Origin of the sequence: Mycobacterium marseillense, from assembly GCF_010731675.1 — a bacterium.
GTDB lineage: Bacteria > Actinomycetota > Actinomycetes > Mycobacteriales > Mycobacteriaceae > Mycobacterium > Mycobacterium marseillense.
On record NZ_AP022584.1, the window covers coordinates 5,342,497 to 5,358,941 of the forward strand.

Genomic DNA, 16,445 nt, shown 5'->3' on the forward strand with positions numbered 1-16,445 from the left:
CCGCGAAAGTGGAACTAGCGACGCGTTTCCCCAGAGGCGCAGTCCGTAGCTGCACTCTCGCGAGGCGAACTTAGGGCAGGATGACGGTCCGGCTCACGGGTTCGGCGGCGGCCTGCCTGCTGGACAGTCCGCGCTTGAGCGAAGCGAGCAGGGCGTCGCGCGTCTCCCGGGGATCGATGAGCTCGTCGAAACCCATGTGCTCGGCCGATCGATAGGACGCCTCCAACTCGGCGTTGCGCAGCTTGGCCGAAAGGTCTTCGGCGGCGTGTGAGGCGCGGCTGAGCGCCGCGGCGCTCATGGCGCCCATCGTCGCGCCGGGGTAGGCAAAGGTCGCGACCTGATGGTCGAAACCCAACAGCGACATGACCATCGACCCGAACCCGTACGCCTTACGCAGCGTGACGTGCAGCTTCAACGTGGTGGCGGCCGTCTGCGCGGCGAACATCCGGGCGCCGGCGCGCAGCACGCCGGTGCGCTCGGACCGGCTGCCGGGCAGCATGCCGGGATTGTCGGCGAGGAACACGATCGGCAGGTGGAAGGAATCCGCCACCATGATGAAGTGGGCCGCCTTGTCCGCGGCGTCGGCGTCGATGGAGCCCGCGAGCACCTGAGGCTGGTTGGCCACCACCGCGACCGGGTGGCCGCCGAGGTGGGCGAGCGCGCAGACGATCGCCCTGCCGAACTGAGGCTGCACCTCGAACCAGTCGGCGCTGTCGAAGACCACGTCGAGCACGGCGCGCATGTCGTAAACGCGGCGGTTGTCCCGGGAGACGATGTCGAGCAACTCCGGCGTCGCCCGCGGCTCACTGGCCTTACCGGCCGGTTGCGGCGACGGGTACGACCACGCGCTCGCCGGGAAGTACGACAGATACCGGCGGACGTCGTCGAGCACCGCTTCGTCGTCCTCGGCGACATTGTGGACCACGCCGCTGGGCAAAGCGACATCCGGACCGCCCAGGTCCTCCTTCGAAATATCTTCTCCGGTGGACTCTTTGACGACGGGCGGTCCCGCGGTGAAGATCGCACCCTGCCGGCTCATGATCCGGAAGTCGCAGACCGGGGCCACCAGGGCGCCGTGCCCGGCCGAGGGGCCGAGGATCGCGGCGACGGTCGGGACGCGCCCCGAGCATTGCGCCTGTGCGAGCAGGTCGGTCGGGGTGCGCCCGTAATGCCCGCCGGTGGGGCGAAAGCCGGCGCCTTCGAGCAGCATCACCAGCGGGATCTTGTCGCGCAGTGCCAGTTCGGCGATGCGGTACCGCTTGGAATTGCCGCCAGGCCCGATGCTGCCGGCCAGGGTGGTGAAATCCTCGGCGCCCAGCATCACCGGTGATCCGTTGATCTCACCGGAGCCGACGACGAGCGCGTCCGCGGCCGTCTCGCCACCCACCAGGGTGCCGAGCTCGCGGAACGTGCCCGGGTCGAGGAGGTACTCGATGCGCGCGCGGGCGTCGAGCTTGCCCTTGTTGCGGTGCTTGTCGAGCCGTTCCGGCCCGCCCATTTCGAACGCGTGCTGACGGCGGCGCTCGAGATCGTCGAGCGTTTCTCCCCAGTCCTGGGCTTTCGGCATGCCTATGTCCTACCTCATGGAGGATCCGTCGCGCGACGAATCTCAGGGCGGCAACCCGCGTGCGATCACCATGGATTGCCGGGGTCACATACTGGATTGCTTACTGTAAAGTTACCCGCATGCCTGACCCGCCCCGCCGCAAGGTCCGTCTTGGGCCGGCGGGGGCGCCCCGAATCAAGGAGTTTCAGCCGTGAGCACAACCACGATGGACGGGTCTGCCAACCTGCTGGCGGATCCGTTGGCGTACACCGACGAACAGGCGCTGCACGCGGCGCTGACGCACCTGCGCGCCAACGCTCCGGTGTCGTGGGTGGAGGTTCCGAACTACCGGCCGTTCTGGGCGATCACCAAACACGCCGACATCATGGACATCGAGCGTGAAAACATGCTCTTCACCAACTGGCCGCGCCCGGTGCTGACGACCGCCGAGGGCGACGAGATGCAGGCCGCCGCCGGTGTGCGCACGCTGATCCACCTGGACGACCCGCAGCACCGGGTGGTGCGGGCGATCGGCTCCGACTGGTTTCGTCCAAAGGCGATGCGGGCCTTGAAGGTCCGCGTCGATGAACTCGCCGGGATCTACGTCGACAAGATGATGGCGGCCGGTCCCGAATGCGACTTCGTTCAGGAGGTCGCGGTCAACTACCCGCTCTACGTGATCATGTCGCTGCTGGGCCTGCCAGAGGCCGACTTTCCCCGCATGCTCAAGCTGACCCAGGAACTGTTCGGCAGCGACGATTCCGAATTCAAGCGCGGTAGCTCCAACGAGGATCAGCTGCCGGCGTTGTTGGACATGTTCCAATACTTCAATGGGGTGACGGCGTCCCGCCGCGAGCACCCGACCGAGGATCTCGCCTCGGCGATCGCCAACGCCCGCGTGGACGGCGAACCGCTGTCGGACATCGACACCGTGTCCTACTACCTCATCGTCGCCACCGCGGGCCACGACACCACCAGCGCCACCATTTCCGGTGGCCTGCAGGCGCTCATCGAGAATCCCGACCAGCTGCGGCGCCTGCGCGACAACCTCGACCTGATGCCGCTGGCCACCGAGGAGATGATCCGCTGGGTCACCCCGGTCAAGGAGTTCATGCGCACCGCCGCCAGCGACACCGTGGTGCGCGGAGTGCCCATCGCCGCAGGCGAATCGGTGCTGCTGTCCTACGTATCGGCCAACCGCGACGAGGACGTCTTCGACGAGCCGTTCCGCTTCGACGTCGGCCGCGACCCCAACAAGCATCTGGCCTTCGGCTACGGCGTGCACTTCTGCATGGGCGCGGCGCTGGCCCGCATGGAGGTCAGCAGCTTCTTCTGCGAGCTGCTGCCACGCCTGGAATCCATTGAACTGACCGGAGACCCGGAGCTGGTCGCCACGACCTTCGTCGGTGGGCTCAAGCACCTGCCGGTTCGTTACTCACTGCGGCGGTGATCGATACACTTCTGCCGTGACGTCAAAGACGATCGTCATCACGGGCGCCAGCGACGGCATCGGTGCGGCGGCTGCCCGCCGGATCAGCCGCGGCGGGGACAATGTCGTGCTGGTCGGGCGGTCGGAGAGCAAGACCGCGGCCATGGCCGCGGAGCTGGGTGCCGACTATTTCCTGGCCGACTTCGCCGACCTGTCCCAGGTTCGGGAGCTGGCGGACAAGATCCGGTCCGCGTGTCCGCGCATCGACGTGTTGGGCAACAACGCCGGGGGAGTGTTCTCGAAGTCGCAACGAACGGCCGACGGCCATGAGATCACCTTTCAGGTCAACTACTTGGCACCGTTCTTGCTCACCACGTTGTTGCTGGACGTACTCATCGGCTCGCATGCCACGGTCGTCAACACATCCAGCTCGTCACAGCGGCTGCTGCGCAATGTCAGGCTGGCCGATTTCGACACGACGGACCGGCGCCGACCCAGCACCGCCTACGCGCTGGCGAAGTTGGCAAACATCTTGTTCACCAGGGAATTACACCGGCGCTACGGCGCCGAGGGGCTCTCGGTCGCGGTGGTGCACCCGGGCTTTGTCAACACCAACATCGGTCACTCCTCCGGCTCGCGCTTGTTGACGACCGTGCAGCGCACGCCGGTCAGCCGGATCATCGCGACCGCGGACCAGGGCGCCGACCAGCTGGTCTGGCTGGCGACCAGCTCGCCCGGTGTCGACTGGTCCGCCGGCGCGTACTACGTGAAAGGCAAAGTCGCCAAAGCCAATCGCGTAGCCGACGATCCCGTTCTCGCGCGGGAGTTGTGGGAGCGCACCATGGCCAAGCTCGTTCAGGGCGCCGCACCCTCGGCGTGAGGGTCAGCCGATTCCGAAATCGATGATGCCCCGCACGATTTTGCCGTTGAGCAGATCGTCGTAGGCGTCGTTGACCTCGTCGAGACGATAGCGCTTGGTGATCATCTCGTCGAGCTGCAACTGACCGGTTTCATAGAGCCTGGCCAACCTGGCGATGTCCGCCTTCGGGTTACAGGAGCCGAAGATGGTGCCCGCCAACGTCTTATTGGTCAAGATGAAGTCCTGCAAGTCGATCTTGACCGACCGGGTCAACTGCGACGTCATGCCGGTGAGCACACAGGTGCCGCCCTTGCGGGTGAGCCGCACCGCGTCGCGGACGTCGTCGGCGGTGATCAACGACGGCGAGACCACCACCGCGTCGGCCATCACCCCGTACGTCAGACCCCGCACCAAGTCCATCGCCTCATCCGTCGTCGCCACGCTGTGCGTCGCGCCGAATTGCAGAGCCGATTTCTGTTTGAAGTCAACAGGATCGACGGCCACGATCTGTGCGGCGCCGTTGATCCGGGCACCCTGGATGGCGCCCGTGCCGATCCCGCCGACGCCGATCACCACGACGGTGTCGCCGGCGCGCATGTTGGACCGGTTGGCGACGGAGCCGTATCCGGTCGGGATGGCACAGGACAGCAGCGCGCTCGACGCCAACGGTAGGTGCTGCTCGATCTTCACCAGTGAATTCGTCGATACCACCGTGTGTTCGGCGAAGGCACCGATCTTGGAGATATGCCCCAACTTCCGGCCGTCAGCGGTGTGGTGGCGGAACGTGCCGTCGGTCGGCATTCCCGGAACCATAGTGCCGATGCCCTGGTCGCACAGGTACTCGATTCCACTGGCGCACCAACGGCATTGGCCGCACACGGCGACGAACGACATCACCACGTGGTCGCCCGGCGCCAAGTCGGTGACGCCGGGGCCGACTTCACGCACGATGCCGGCGCCTTCGTGGCCGCCGATCGTCGGGAACATGGTCGGCAGGCCGAGGGAGCGCATCACCTCGTTGGGCGCCGACATGTCTCCCTTGAGGATGTGGTCGTCGGAGTGGCACAAGCCGGCCGCGGCCATCTGCACCAGGACCTCACCGGCCTTGGGCGGGTCCAGTTCGAATTCCTCGACCGACCACGGTCCGCCCACGTCGTGCAGGATCGCTGCGCGGCTTTTCATGCGGCGAGCGCAAAGGTGACCGGAAGCTTGTTCGGCGACCGGAAGGTGAGCCCGACGATCTTGGATTCCACGCCGGTGCCGTCGTCGGACACGAACGCCAAGTCCTCGACGCGGTCGAACAGGCTGTTCAACATGACCCGCGTTTCCAGTCGCGCCAGATGCATGCCGAGGCACATGTGGATGCCGCCGGCAAAGGCGATGTGGGCTTGGCGCGGGCGGCGGATGTCGAACGTGTTGGGGTCGGTCCAGCGGCTCTCGTCGCGATTGGCCGAACCCATACACATGTCGATCTGAGCGTCGGCCGGGATTGTCTTACCGCCGATTTCGACCTCCTCGGTCGTGGTCCGCATGACCATGGTCAGTGGCGTTTCGAAGCGTAGGCCCTCTTCGATCGCCATCGGCAGCAATGACCGATCCTGGCGGACCATCGCCAGCTGCTCGGGGTGGGTCAACAGCAGATACAGCAGGTTGCCCGACGAACGGTACGTGGTTTCCAGCCCGGCGGGAAGCAGCAGTCGCAAGAAGGCGATGATGGCCTCATCGGTGAGCTTCTCGCCGTCGATCTCCGCGGCGACCAGGTCGCCGATGATGTCATCGGTGAGCTTGCGCCTGCGCTGCTCGACCTGCTTGAGGAAGTAGTCGTAGAGCTCGGTGGCGGCGTTCAACCCCGCCTCGATGTCGGTCGGGATCGAAATGAGGTCCAGCGACAGGCGCCGGAACAAGTCGAGATCTTCGGCGGGCAGACCGAGCAGCGTGGAGATGATCCGTGTCGGGAACTCGAAGGTCACCGCCTTTACCAGGTCGGCCTGGCCGTCGTTTTTGATCTCTTCGATGAGCTGATCGCACACGGGCCCGATGACCGAGGGCTCCCACCGGGCCAGCGCCGTGGCGCGGAAGGCCTTGGCCACCAGGTTGCGATGATCGTGGTGTTCCCTGCCGCCCATCGCCAAAATGGTGTGTCCCATCACCAAGCCGATCGTCTTGTCGTAGGCGGCCGACGTGAAGACCCGGTCGTCGCGGAAAGCCTGGGAGACACCGTCGTAGTCGAACAGGACCCATTCGTCGTCGGGCCGCAATTCCTCGGGCAGCTGCCCGGAATCGGCCAGGGAGCCATGCCAAACCGGGTCGGTGCGCCGCATGTGTTCGAAGAACGGATAGGGGCTGGTTTCGCCGGTGAAATCGAGCGGGGGGACCACGGGCTGACTGTTCGGGTCAGTGCTGAGCGTCATCAGCGCTTCCTCCTGGAAACAACCGAGTAAGGCCGTTCGCGCGGACCGATTGACGACCGTGCGCGAGTCCACGGCGGGTTTGTACCGAGCGGAATTTAGCTATCATAGTATAAATAGCAACGTAGCCCAACGGCCCGGGCGATCGCCGTGGCCCGCCCCGCCCGCAGCGCCGGCCGGCGACGTTTGGCGCGCCGATACCTACCTCGTCTGCTTCCGGCTAAAAGCGCAGGTCTACCTTGAAGGTGGTTTAGCGTGCATGACGAGCCGGAGAAAACGGATAGGTATGACACAGACGAACCTGGCCCGGCCACATGGCCTCACCCGCATCGACCCCGTGCTGCGCGACGCCGCCGTCGAATTGGGCGCCTTCGAATTTCGCGCCGAGACGCTGGCCGCCGAGCGGGAGCACGCCGACCTGCTGGCCGCACAGCGCGCCGCGGCGGCCGACCCCAGCGGCGTCTCCATCGACTCCCGATCCATCGCCGGGCCGGGCGGTCAGCTGGGGCTGCGTTTGTACCGCGGCCGCACCGAATCCGCCGCGCCCCTGGTGGTGTACGCCCACGGCGGCGGGTTCGTCACCGGGAACCTGGAGACCGACCACGCGCACTGCGTGGAATTGGCCCGTGACGGCGGCTGTCTGGTGGTATCCGTCGACTACCGGCTGGCGCCGGAGAACCCGTGCCCGGCGGCACTGGACGACGTCGAGGCGGCCTTGCGTTACGCGGTCGACAACAGCGCGGAACTGGACGCCGACGCCAGCCGTATCGCGGTCATGGGGCGCGACGCCGGCGCGGCCCTCGTCGCGGGCCTGACCCAGCGCATGTTCGACCAGGAAGGGCCGACCATCCTGATGCAGATCCTGCACCAGCCGATGCTCGACTCCGATGCCACGCCGTCGCGTCGCGAGTTCCAGCGCACCCCTGGCCTCAACGGTCCGGCCGTGAGCCGGGCATGGAATCACTACCTCGGCCACGCCAGCGCCACTGGGCAACACGTCCCGGCGCACCGGGCGAACCTCGAGGGGCTGCCACCCACGTTCGTCAGCTGCTCCGAGATCGATCCCTGCCGAGACGAGGCAATCGACTACGCCAACCGGCTGCTGCACGCGTACGTCCATACCGAATTGCATGTGATTGCAGCGACCTTCAACGGCTTCGACTCGATGGTGCCGGATTGGGTTGTTTCCCAGGAGAACCGGGCGCTGCACGCCCAGGCGGTGCGCCGCGTGTTCGCCATGTAGGAACGGCTGACCCGGGCGGCTTTCGCGATACCCCGAGGCGGACATTCGTCGCCGCATTTACCGACCGAACTCCGGTATCTCTTACCGTATCGCCCGTTGCTAACATCAGAAACGCCAGCCAACCGAGGACCGATCGGGCGGATGATCAAACACCCAAACCGTTTCCGTTGCACCCGCAGCGATCGAATGTCAAGAAGGATCCCCTCGGCACCATGACCACCATCGACTCTCCCGAAAAGGCCCTATTCACCTCGACCACCCAGGCCTTTCTGGACAAGGAGGCGCCGCTACGCCGGGTACGGGAGCTGCATGCCGAGGGCGCGTCCTTCGACCCCGCGTGGTGGCGGCGCGCCGCGGAACTCGGCTGGACCGGGCTGCTCGTTCCCGAGGAGCTGGGCGGCGGAAGCGTGTCGGAGAGCGGCTTCGCCGATCTGGCAATGGTCGCCGAGCAACTCGGAAGGACGGTCGCGCCCGGGCCGCTGTATCCGGTCAGCACCGTCCTGGCGGCGCTCGCCGAGTGCACGAACTCCGACGCGCACACCGACGTCATCGAGGCGCTGATTGCGGGCGAATCGGTGGCGTCGTGGGCGGTGTGCGAGCCCGGCCGGGGCTGGGTGCCGCTGGATCCCTCGGTGACGGCCACCGAAACCGATTCCGGCTACCGCATCGACGGCGTCAAGGACCGCGTCGAGGCGGGCGCCCAGAGCGCGGCGCTGCTGGTGGTGGCGCGCCGCGGCCCGAATGACGCTGAGATTCGCCAGTTTCTGGTCCCGACGGACGCGCCGGGCGTCAGCATCGAGCCCCAGCAGTCGGTGGATCTTGTCAAGCAATACGCGCGCGTGCGCTTCGACGGTGTCGTCGTGCCACGGTCCGCGGCCGTCGGCACCGCCGACGAGACCGCCGCTCTGATCGAGCGACAAAGCCAGATCGCCCAGGTGTTGCAATGCGCCGAGGTGGTCGGCGTCCTGCAGACGGTGTTCGACTTCACCGCCCAATGGGCGCTGGACCGGCACACATTCGGTCGCCCGCTGGCGTCGTATCAGGCCCTCAAACACAAGTTCGCCGACATGAAGCTGTGGCTGGAGGCCTGCCGGGCCACCACGTGGGCGGCGGTGGACGACGTGGCCGCCCGCGTGCCGCAAGCGGGTTTGTCGGCCAGCATCGCGAGCTCCTACGTGGGGGAGATGGCCGGCCAGATCGTCCAGGCTTGCGTACAGATGCACGGCGGCATCGGCGTCACCTGGGAGCATGACCTGCACCTGTATCTTCGCCGGGTTGCGTTGTACCGCGGCATGTTTGGGACGCCCGAGGAACACAACCTGCGGGTGTACGAGTTCGAAAAGGCGGGTCGTTCGGACAGATGACGCACACCGAATCTGTCGCGGAGTTCGCCGCACGGGCCAGGGCATGGCTGGCCGACAACATGCCCGCCATCGACCGCGACGCCCCGCCACCGGCCCCACGCGACGATGAAGCGGCGTGGCTGCGGGCCCGAGAACTGCAAAAGCGCTTGTACGACGGCGGATTCGCCGGCATCTGCTTTCCCCGCGAGTACGGCGGCCTGGGGCTGGACTACGAATACCAACAGGCATTCGACGTCGAGAGCCTCGACTACGAAATGCCCTTGATCCTCAACACCCCGACGTTCACCATCTGCTGCGCCACGCTGCTCGACACCGGCAGCGAAGCCCAGAAGAAGCAACACATCGCCGCGGCACTGCGCGGCGAAGAGGTGCTGGTGCAGCTGTTGAGCGAACCCAGCGGCGGATCCGATCTGGCCGGCGTGCTCACCCGGGCCGAACGCAACGGCGATCGTTGGATCATCAACGGCGCCAAGACCTGGAGCACGAGCGCGTTCGCCGCCGACTACGGCCTGTGCCTGGCCCGCACGAATTGGGATGTGCCCAAGCACGAGGGCCTGACCATGTTCCTGGTGCCCATCGCTCACCCGGGAATCACGTTGCGGCACATCACCATGCTGAGTGGTTCCACCGAGTTCTGCGAGGAGTTCCTCGACGGAGTCGACGTCGGCGACGACGCCGTCGTCGGGGAGGTCAATGGCGGCTGGGAGGTGGCCTCGCGGCAGCTCTACCACGAACGCCGGGCGGTAGGGCAGGGTTCGGAGTTCGCCAGCGGCGGCGGCAGCGAGGGCGGCAACGCGATCCCGGTCGATTACGTGAGCCTCGCGGAGAAGACCGGACAAGCCGACGATCCACGCGTGCAGGAGAAGGCCGGCCGGGTCCTGGTGCACCGGGCGGTGGCCGAGCAGTTGATCGGCCACGTGTACCGCAGCGTCCGGGACGGCGTCCTACCCCCTGCGGCCGGAACGCTCATCAGACTGTTCCACTCCGAGACCGTGACCACCGACGTCGACACGGCGCTGGAGATCGCGGGAAGCGCCGGCGTGGTGGGCGAACCCGGCGCCGGCCTGGAGGCGGGACTGCGCTACCTGTCCCGGCAGACAGTCGCGATCGGCGGCGGCACAACGGAAATGGCCCGCAACGTCATCGGCGAACGCGTGCTGGGCTTTCCCCGCGAGTATGCCGCCGACCGTGGGGTGCCGTTCAACCAGGTGCGGCACGGCGAGCGATCCGAGCGCACTTAGCCTTCGGCGACGACGTTCTCGGCCAGACCGCTGACCACCGGGATCTGCACCAGCGACAAGACGTGGTGCGCCGGGCTTCCCGGCGGGGCCACCAGCATGTACTCGCTGCCCTGCCGCTGCGCGCGCTCCCGCGCGGCGGCGAGGGCGCTGACGCCCGCCGATCCGAGGTGGGTGACCGCGCTGAGGTCGATCGTCAACGGCGCGACGCCGGAACGGCTTTCGACCGCGATCTGACGGTCCAGCGTGGACGCGGTGTTGGAATCGACGTCGCCGCTGACCACGATGCGGCCCGGTTCGGTGACCGCGGAGACGAATTCGGAGTTGACCGTCCGCCGACCGGTCGCGCGGCTCACCAGCGAGTCGGTGACGAAGTCCGCCGGCCGCGACAGGTGGTGCGTGACACTGGCGGTCGTCCCCTCGGGGCCGTGACTGACGTGCGCCTGCGAGACCAAGGCCTCGGCCATGGCGAGGCCGCGGCCGCGGCCCGTCTCGCCTTCGCGGTGATCCTTCCACCGTCCGCGGTCGATCACCGAGACGTGCAGATCGCCGTCGCCGGACAGCGTCGCTTCGAGTCCAACCCCGTCGGAGACCTCGGTGGCGTACCCGTGCTCGACCGAGTTCTCGACGAACTCCGAGATCGCGTGCACGACATCGGAGATGTCGTCCGCGGTGGCGCCGATCTCCGACAGCCACTGCCGCAGCCGATTGCGCACCGCGCGGGCGGCGTGCAGCGTCGCGTCCAGCGTCATGTGCAGCGGCGCGGGTGGTGTGCGGCGTTGCGCGGCAAGGAGCGTCACGTCGTCGCTGTAGCCGGTCGCGCGCAGCAGCAATTCCAGTGTCTCCGAACAGATTCGGTCGATCGGCCGCACCGACGATTCGATGACAAAGCCGCGTTGGCCGCCGGCGATATTCGCGGCCAGCTCGGCGAATTCGGCGGTACTGGCGCCTAGTGGCCGGCCGGGACGCTCGATCAGGCCATCGGTGTAGAGCAGGATCGCGTCCCCCACATCGAGGAATTCGGTGCGGACCGGAAAGCCGGTGCCGCTGCCGAGCGGGCCCGCGCCGGAAGGTTCGAGATAGCGGGAGGTCGCGTCCGACGTCACCAGCAGCGGTGGTGGGTGTCCGGCGGTGCAGTATTGGAATTCGCCGGTGGCGAAGTCGAGCGCGCCGACGCAAATGGTGGCCGTGTTCGACCCGGGCACGTGCTTGCGAAACCGGTCGACGGCCTCGAGCGCCTCGGCGATCGGATATCCCGCCACCACCTGCATCCGCAGCGCGGTCCGCAGTTGCGACATCACCGCCGCCGCTTCGACACCATGGCCGACGACGTCGCCGACGACGAGAACCAGCCTGTCCCCCAGGGGAATCGCATCGAACCAGTCGCCACCGGCCGCGGTGTCCTCGGCGGCGACGAGATACTGCGCGGTCACGTCCGCACCGGGAATGACGGGCACCGACGGTGCCAGCAAGGCCTGCTGCATGACGGTGGCGGAATCGCGGACGTTGCGGTACCGCTCGGACAGCTCCTCGAGGCGTGCCTCGGCCGCCATCCGCGTTTGCACGCGGTCTGTGACGTCGGTGAAAGCCAGCTGCACACCCTCGATCGTGCCGTCCTGGGCGCGGCGCGCCGTGACGATGAAATCGAAGAAGTGTTCCTGCGCTTGGCCCGCGCCGTCGAAGTCGGCTTGGACCCGCCACTCCGTTCCCGACTGCGGTTCGCCCGTTTGGTATACCCGGTCGAACATCTGGATGATTTCCTGGCTGACTAGCTCGGGGTAAACCTCGCGCGTCAGCAGCCCGATCGAGTCGATGGGCGGACCGAGGACGCGGTACGCCGCGTTGACCGCGACGAATCGGTGCTCGGGCCCCTCGAGTCCGACCAACAGCATGGGGACATGCTCGAACACGCGCCGGACGTCGTCGGCCGCACCGACGGTTCTGTCCCAGTCCTTTTCGGCCACCATCTGGCCGTTCCTCCTCGCAGTGTTCGACGGGCCTGCGGGTAATCAGAGTCGTAAACCGGGTCAAATGGGCTGACCTATTTTGCACACGTAGTTGTTCAGATTAGCAATGGTATTAGTTGCATATCGCAACGGTTTGATACCGGAGTGTTATATCGCCGAATTTTGCGGCAGGAGAAATTGACGTTGCCGCAAAACGAGATAGCAGTCGACGGTGGGGCGCGAGTGCGGAAACGGGTTGCGCGAGTGCACCATCGGCAGCGTCACGCGCATCCGTCACGTCACGGCCACAGGTGTGCGCCGGCGGACCCGCCCCGCCCTACCGGCGAGCGAGTTCGCGATGGCTTCGCCCAAACCCTTGGGCGCACACCATGTTTCGGCCGTACAGCGGACGGCGTCCGGCACGCGATCAGGCCGAGACGGGCTTCTTCGAAGCCGGCGCGGACACCTTCATCAGCTTCATCAGATTGCCGCCCATGATCTTTGCCTTGTCCTCGTCGCTGAAGTCGGCCAGCTCGTCGACGAAGGTGATCGGATCTTTGAGGCCCTCGGGGTGCGGCCAGTCGGATCCGAAGACCACCCGGTCGGTGCCCACCATGTTGACGATCTCGGTGAACCGGTCCTCCCAGAACGGGCTGACGTAGACGCACCGCTTGAACGTGTCGATCGGGTCCTCGGCGAACGCCTGCGGCATCTTCTTGTAGACGCCCTTGAGGCCGCGGAACAGGGTCGGCACCCAGTCGGCGCCGTTCTCGATCGACAGTATCCGCAGGTCAGGGTTGCGGGTCAGCGCGCCGTGGCAGATCAGGGCGCCAAACGCATCCTCGATGGGGCGATGGCCCATGGCCAGGCTGCGGAAGGCGGTCGGCTTGAACGGCAGGAACTCGTCGCCGGGCTCCCAGATGTTGAGCAATTCGGAGTAGCCGCTGTCTGAAGCGTGCATCGAAACGGGGATCTCGGCACGCACGCAGGCCTGCCAGAACGGATCGAACTCTTCGAGCCCGAACGAGCGGCTGCCGCGGTAGCCGGGCACCGGCGCCGGACGGACCAGCACGGTGCGGGCGCCGCGTTCCAGGCACCACTCCAACTCCTCGAGCGCCCGGTCCACGATCGGCAGCGTGATCACCGGGGTGGCGAAGATGCGGTCCTGGTAGTTGAACGACCACTGCTCGTACATCCACTCGTTGAGCGCGTGGATGACGTCATGGGTCATCTCCGGGTCGTCCTTCATGCGCTCCTCGACCAGGCTGGCCAGTGTCGGGAACATCAGCGCGAAGTCGATGCCGAGCTCGTCCATGACCTCCAGGCGCGCGCCCGGTTCGCGGAAGGCCGGGATGGCTTTCATTGGCTCGCCGAGGATTTCGCGGTAGCTCTTGCCCTGCGAGCCGTTGCGGAAGTAGTCCTCCTGGGCGCCCGGGCGGGCCACCACCTCGAACGTCGGGTTGGGGATGTATTCGCTGATGTGGCCGCGCACCACGATCTTGGTGCGGCCGCGGACCTGGACGTAGTCGATGACGTTCTTGCGCTTGTCCGGGAGGAACTTGGTCAGCGCCTCCTGCGGTTCGTACATGTGGTTGTCCGCGTCGAAAACGGGGAAGGGAAGCTCGCGAGAGGGCATGGCGATCTCCTTGTAAAAGGCCGAAATTCTCACTGCGTGGTAACGACGTTACCACCGTTGGGCGACGAGGTGTACCGGCGCTACCCGTCCGTTCGCGGCCCGATCGTCGGCGTCGCGCCGTTGATGATGGCGAAGTTCACGGTGGCCGTGGCGAGGAGTTCGTCCTCGTCGTCGCCGTCGCCGTCGCCGAAGATGTCGACCTGCATCACCATCGCCCGTCGTCCGGATCGCAACACCTTGGGCACCGCGAACGCCGAGCCCTGCCGGACGGGCCGCAGGTAGCGGACGAACAGATCCGAGGTCGTCATCGTGGTGCCCGGCTGCAGATAATCCAGTCCGAATTGGCCGCCCGCCACATCCACCAGCGTCGCGATCAAACCGCCCTGCAGGGCGCCGGACGTGTTGACCACCTGCGGGCTGACGGGCATGGTCATCGCGAATTCGCCGTTGCGGCTGCCCGGGCGCATGCCGATCTGTGCGAACAGCTCGGCCAGCGACGGGCCCGGCGACCCTTGATCGGTCTCGCGGATGCCGAGCGCGCGGCTGCAGAAGTCGTAGAGCTGGCCGGTGTCGACGGGTGCGCCGTTCAATTCCGAACCCAGCCAATGCAATCGCTGCGCACCCATCACCGTTTGCATGACGATGGCCGCGGCTGCGCCGACGTCCAATCCGGGGTTGAAGACCCCCTCGGTGATCCCCTGCCCGACGATGTCGCGAATCAGTCGGTGCAGCGGTGAGAGCACCCGGGCGTAGTCGAGGGGGCGGGTCTCGGCCAAGTGCTGGTTGTAGAGGGTCAGGGCCCGGTTCAGGCTGTCCTGGGTGCTCGATTCCGCTTGCTGGCTGAGTCGGTCGATCAGCAATTTCAGTGCCGAGGTGCTGTCCAGCGTCATGGTTTCGGCGCGCCACGCCTGCACCGATTGGGCGATGGTTCTGTCGAACAGCGCCAGCAGCAATTCGTCCTTGCTGCTGAAGTGTTGGTAGAAGGCGCGCAGCGACGTCTTGGAGCGGGCGACGACCTCCTGCACGGTGAAGTCGGTGCGTCCCGTTTCCCCCAGAATGGCGACGGCGGTCTTGATGAAGCGGTCGCCGCGCGTCACTTCGGCTTCGTCGTTGAGGGCGGTCATCGGCGCTGTTCCCTTCCGTGGCGCAATCCTTGCGCTCCGAGAATGAGGTTACCGCGCCGGGCGGCGTGTCCGCGAAGCCAGATTTTCTGGTCATCTCGCCGGGGGCGCGGACGGCAGACGCGGCGCTCAGCCGCCCCGGGCCTCGATCATCGCCGAGCGATTGACCTTGGTGGCCGCGGTGCGCGGTATCGCGTCGACGAACTCCACCGTCTTGGGCGCCTTGTAGGGCGCCAGGCGGCCCTTCGCGTAGTCGATCACGCCCTGCTCGGTGAGCGGCTCGGCGCCGTCGCGATCGGCGCGCTGGATCACCGCGTGCACGCGGCGCCCCCACTGCGGATCGGCAAGCCCGATCACGACGACATCCGCGATCTCGGGATGGCCGGCGAGCGCCGACTCGACCTCGGCCGGAAAGACATTGGCGCCCCCACTGACGATCATGTCCACCCGGCGGTCCACGATGTAGAGAAAGCCGTCCTCGTCGAGATGGCCCATGTCCCCGGCGGAGCGGAAGCCGTCTTCGGTCGATGGCAATGGCGGTGCCCCGCCCAGGTAGCGGTACCCCGCGCTCATCGGGGCCCGCAGATACACGTCCCCGTCCTCGCCGGGGCCCAATGGCCGCTTCTCGGCGTCCAGAATCCGGATCTCGGTGTCCCGGAAACCGCGACCCACGCTGCCCGGGTGAGCGAGCCACTCGTCGCCGCGCAGCGCGGTCAGGCCTAGGTTTTCGGTCATGCCGTACGCCGTCACGATCTGCTCCGGGCTGAGCAGTTCGAACCAGGTGTGCAGCAGCGAGGGCGGCATCACCGCGGCGCCCTGCAGGATGAAGACGATGCTGGACAGGTCGCGCTGCCGGACGTCGGGCCGGGCCGCGATGCGCGCCAGCATGGTGGGCGTCGCCGTGAAGTTGGTGACCCGGAATCGCTCGATCACATCGAGAGCCAGTGCGGCGTCGAACTTTTCGAGTATCACCAGCTGGTCGCCCGCCAGCAGCATGAGGAAGGTGGCGAAGCCGTTGGTGTGATACATCGGCGCGGGCACCATGATGGTCTGCGGCTGGGAAACCGGTGTCCAGTTCGACAGGAACGGCTCCCCCTGCTGGGGGATCCACAGCGACGGCGCCAGGTTCAGGATCACCTTGGGCACGCCGGTCGAACCGCTGCTGCAGATCCCGTTGGCGGTGGGGGAGACGGCCACCGGCAGCGGACCGTCCGACTCGCCGGCCGCGCGGGCGTCGAGCTCCCAGCGGCTCGTTTCGTCGACGACGACGGCGGGATCGATCACCTCGCGTACCCGGTCGCGCTCCCACTCGGGAAGGTCCCAGTGCATGGGCACCGGAACCGCGCCGATCTTCCAGCAGCCCAGCGTCGCCAGCACCAGATGCTGGGAATTCGGAATAGCAAGCGCCACAAGGGATCCAGTTCCGGCGCCGCTGGCGGCAAGGGCGCGGCCCCACTGGTTGGCGCGGGCGTCGAGCTCACCGAACGTCAGCGTCTGCGCGGTGCCGTCGAGCGCCACGACCGTGACGCCAGTATCGTCCCGGCGTTGTTCGGCGAGCTCGTGCAGCTTGGTTCCGAACGGAACTCCGTCCGCGAACGGGTTTGCCACCGCTTCAGCCGCGACGGGTTCGGTACTCAATTGAGCCACTCCTCAAT

At 66.8% G+C, this 16,445-nt stretch carries 12 protein-coding genes; 5 read left to right on the plus strand and 7 right to left on the minus strand.

Translation table 11 applies throughout. The features are described 5' to 3' along the window. Nucleotides 1–70: 70 nt before the first annotated feature. Nucleotides 71–1,567, minus strand: coding sequence for an acyl-CoA carboxylase subunit beta (locus G6N26_RS24975; RefSeq protein ID WP_067175406.1), 1,497 nt, complete (start codon nt 1,565–1,567; stop codon nt 71–73). Between the two features lie 205 nt (nt 1,568–1,772). On the opposite strand from G6N26_RS24975, the gene G6N26_RS24980 reads away from it, so the two are divergent. Continuing rightward, a complete protein-coding gene (locus tag G6N26_RS24980; protein ID WP_083015330.1) occupies nt 1,773–2,996 on the plus strand; it encodes a cytochrome P450 in 1,224 nt (407 codons plus the stop codon). A 16-nt stretch (nt 2,997–3,012) separates the two neighbouring features. Continuing rightward, nucleotides 3,013–3,855: an SDR family NAD(P)-dependent oxidoreductase gene (locus G6N26_RS24985; protein WP_083015334.1), complete on the plus strand. Its 843-nt coding sequence runs from the start codon at nt 3,013–3,015 to the stop codon at nt 3,853–3,855. A 3-nt stretch (nt 3,856–3,858) separates the two neighbouring features. On the opposite strand, the gene G6N26_RS24990 is transcribed toward G6N26_RS24985, so the two are convergent. Together G6N26_RS24990 and G6N26_RS24995 are read right to left on the minus strand one after the other, a co-directional pair. Next, the gene (locus tag G6N26_RS24990; protein WP_067175415.1) at nt 3,859–5,016 is read right to left on the minus strand and encodes a Zn-dependent alcohol dehydrogenase; all 1,158 of its coding nucleotides are present in this window, start codon (nt 5,014–5,016) and stop codon (nt 3,859–3,861) included. Further along, entirely contained in the window at nt 5,013–6,245 is a 1,233-nt protein-coding gene (locus tag G6N26_RS24995; protein WP_083015578.1) for a cytochrome P450, read from the minus strand. The genes G6N26_RS24990 and G6N26_RS24995 overlap by 4 nt, the downstream gene beginning before the upstream one ends. A gap of 283 nt (nt 6,246–6,528) precedes the next feature. On the opposite strand from G6N26_RS24995, the gene G6N26_RS25000 reads away from it, so the two are divergent. The 3 genes from G6N26_RS25000 to G6N26_RS25010 all read left to right on the plus strand — a co-directional run bounded on the left by G6N26_RS25000 (nt 6,529) and on the right by G6N26_RS25010 (nt 10,090). Further along, complete coding sequence (locus tag G6N26_RS25000; protein ID WP_083015336.1) at nt 6,529–7,485, plus strand: alpha/beta hydrolase; 957 nt, start codon at nt 6,529–6,531, stop codon at nt 7,483–7,485. 212 nt (nt 7,486–7,697) lie between these two features. After that, nucleotides 7,698–8,849 (plus strand): acyl-CoA dehydrogenase family protein, encoded by a 1,152-nt coding sequence (locus G6N26_RS25005; RefSeq protein ID WP_083015582.1) that lies wholly within the window; start codon nt 7,698–7,700, stop codon nt 8,847–8,849. After that, entirely contained in the window at nt 8,846–10,090 is a 1,245-nt protein-coding gene (locus G6N26_RS25010; protein WP_083015339.1) for an acyl-CoA dehydrogenase family protein, read from the plus strand. Before G6N26_RS25005 ends, G6N26_RS25010 begins: the two co-directional genes overlap by 4 nt. On the opposite strand, the gene G6N26_RS25015 is transcribed toward G6N26_RS25010, so the two are convergent. The 4 genes from G6N26_RS25015 to G6N26_RS25030 form a co-directional block, all read right to left on the minus strand. Beyond that, nucleotides 10,087–12,054, minus strand: a complete 1,968-nt coding sequence (locus G6N26_RS25015) for a SpoIIE family protein phosphatase (protein ID WP_083015342.1) — start codon at nt 12,052–12,054, stop codon at nt 10,087–10,089. The two genes, G6N26_RS25010 and G6N26_RS25015, sit on opposite strands and share 4 nt — an antisense overlap. A 406-nt stretch (nt 12,055–12,460) precedes the next feature. Further along, nucleotides 12,461–13,669, minus strand: a complete 1,209-nt coding sequence (locus G6N26_RS25020) for an amidohydrolase family protein (protein ID WP_083015585.1) — start codon at nt 13,667–13,669, stop codon at nt 12,461–12,463. A gap of 80 nt (nt 13,670–13,749) precedes the next feature. Beyond that, nucleotides 13,750–14,793, minus strand: coding sequence for a hotdog fold thioesterase (locus G6N26_RS25025; RefSeq protein ID WP_083015346.1), 1,044 nt, complete (start codon nt 14,791–14,793; stop codon nt 13,750–13,752). A 126-nt stretch (nt 14,794–14,919) separates the two neighbouring features. Beyond that, nucleotides 14,920–16,428, minus strand: coding sequence for a class I adenylate-forming enzyme family protein (locus G6N26_RS25030; RefSeq protein ID WP_083015589.1), 1,509 nt, complete (start codon nt 16,426–16,428; stop codon nt 14,920–14,922). Nucleotides 16,429–16,445: the final 17 nt, after the last annotated feature.

Excerpts from the sequence above, each read along its gene's own strand:
- G6N26_RS25015 (WP_083015342.1), bottom strand. The coding sequence starts at position 12,054 with ATGGTGGCCGAAAAGGACTGGGACAGAACCGTCGGTGCGGCCGACGAC.
- G6N26_RS24980 (WP_083015330.1), top strand. The coding sequence starts at position 1,773 with ATGGACGGGTCTGCCAACCTGCTGGCGGATCCGTTGGCGTACACCGAC.
- G6N26_RS25010 (WP_083015339.1), top strand. The coding sequence starts at position 8,846 with ATGACGCACACCGAATCTGTCGCGGAGTTCGCCGCACGGGCCAGGGCA.
- G6N26_RS24990 (WP_067175415.1), bottom strand. The coding sequence starts at position 5,016 with ATGAAAAGCCGCGCAGCGATCCTGCACGACGTGGGCGGACCGTGGTCG.
- G6N26_RS24975 (WP_067175406.1), bottom strand. The coding sequence starts at position 1,567 with ATGCCGAAAGCCCAGGACTGGGGAGAAACGCTCGACGATCTCGAGCGC.
- G6N26_RS25005 (WP_083015582.1), top strand. The coding sequence starts at position 7,698 with ATGACCACCATCGACTCTCCCGAAAAGGCCCTATTCACCTCGACCACC.
- G6N26_RS24995 (WP_083015578.1), bottom strand. The coding sequence starts at position 6,245 with ATGACGCTCAGCACTGACCCGAACAGTCAGCCCGTGGTCCCCCCGCTC.
- G6N26_RS25020 (WP_083015585.1), bottom strand. The coding sequence starts at position 13,669 with ATGCCCTCTCGCGAGCTTCCCTTCCCCGTTTTCGACGCGGACAACCAC.
- G6N26_RS25025 (WP_083015346.1), bottom strand. The coding sequence starts at position 14,793 with ATGACCGCCCTCAACGACGAAGCCGAAGTGACGCGCGGCGACCGCTTC.
- G6N26_RS25000 (WP_083015336.1), top strand. The coding sequence starts at position 6,529 with ATGACACAGACGAACCTGGCCCGGCCACATGGCCTCACCCGCATCGAC.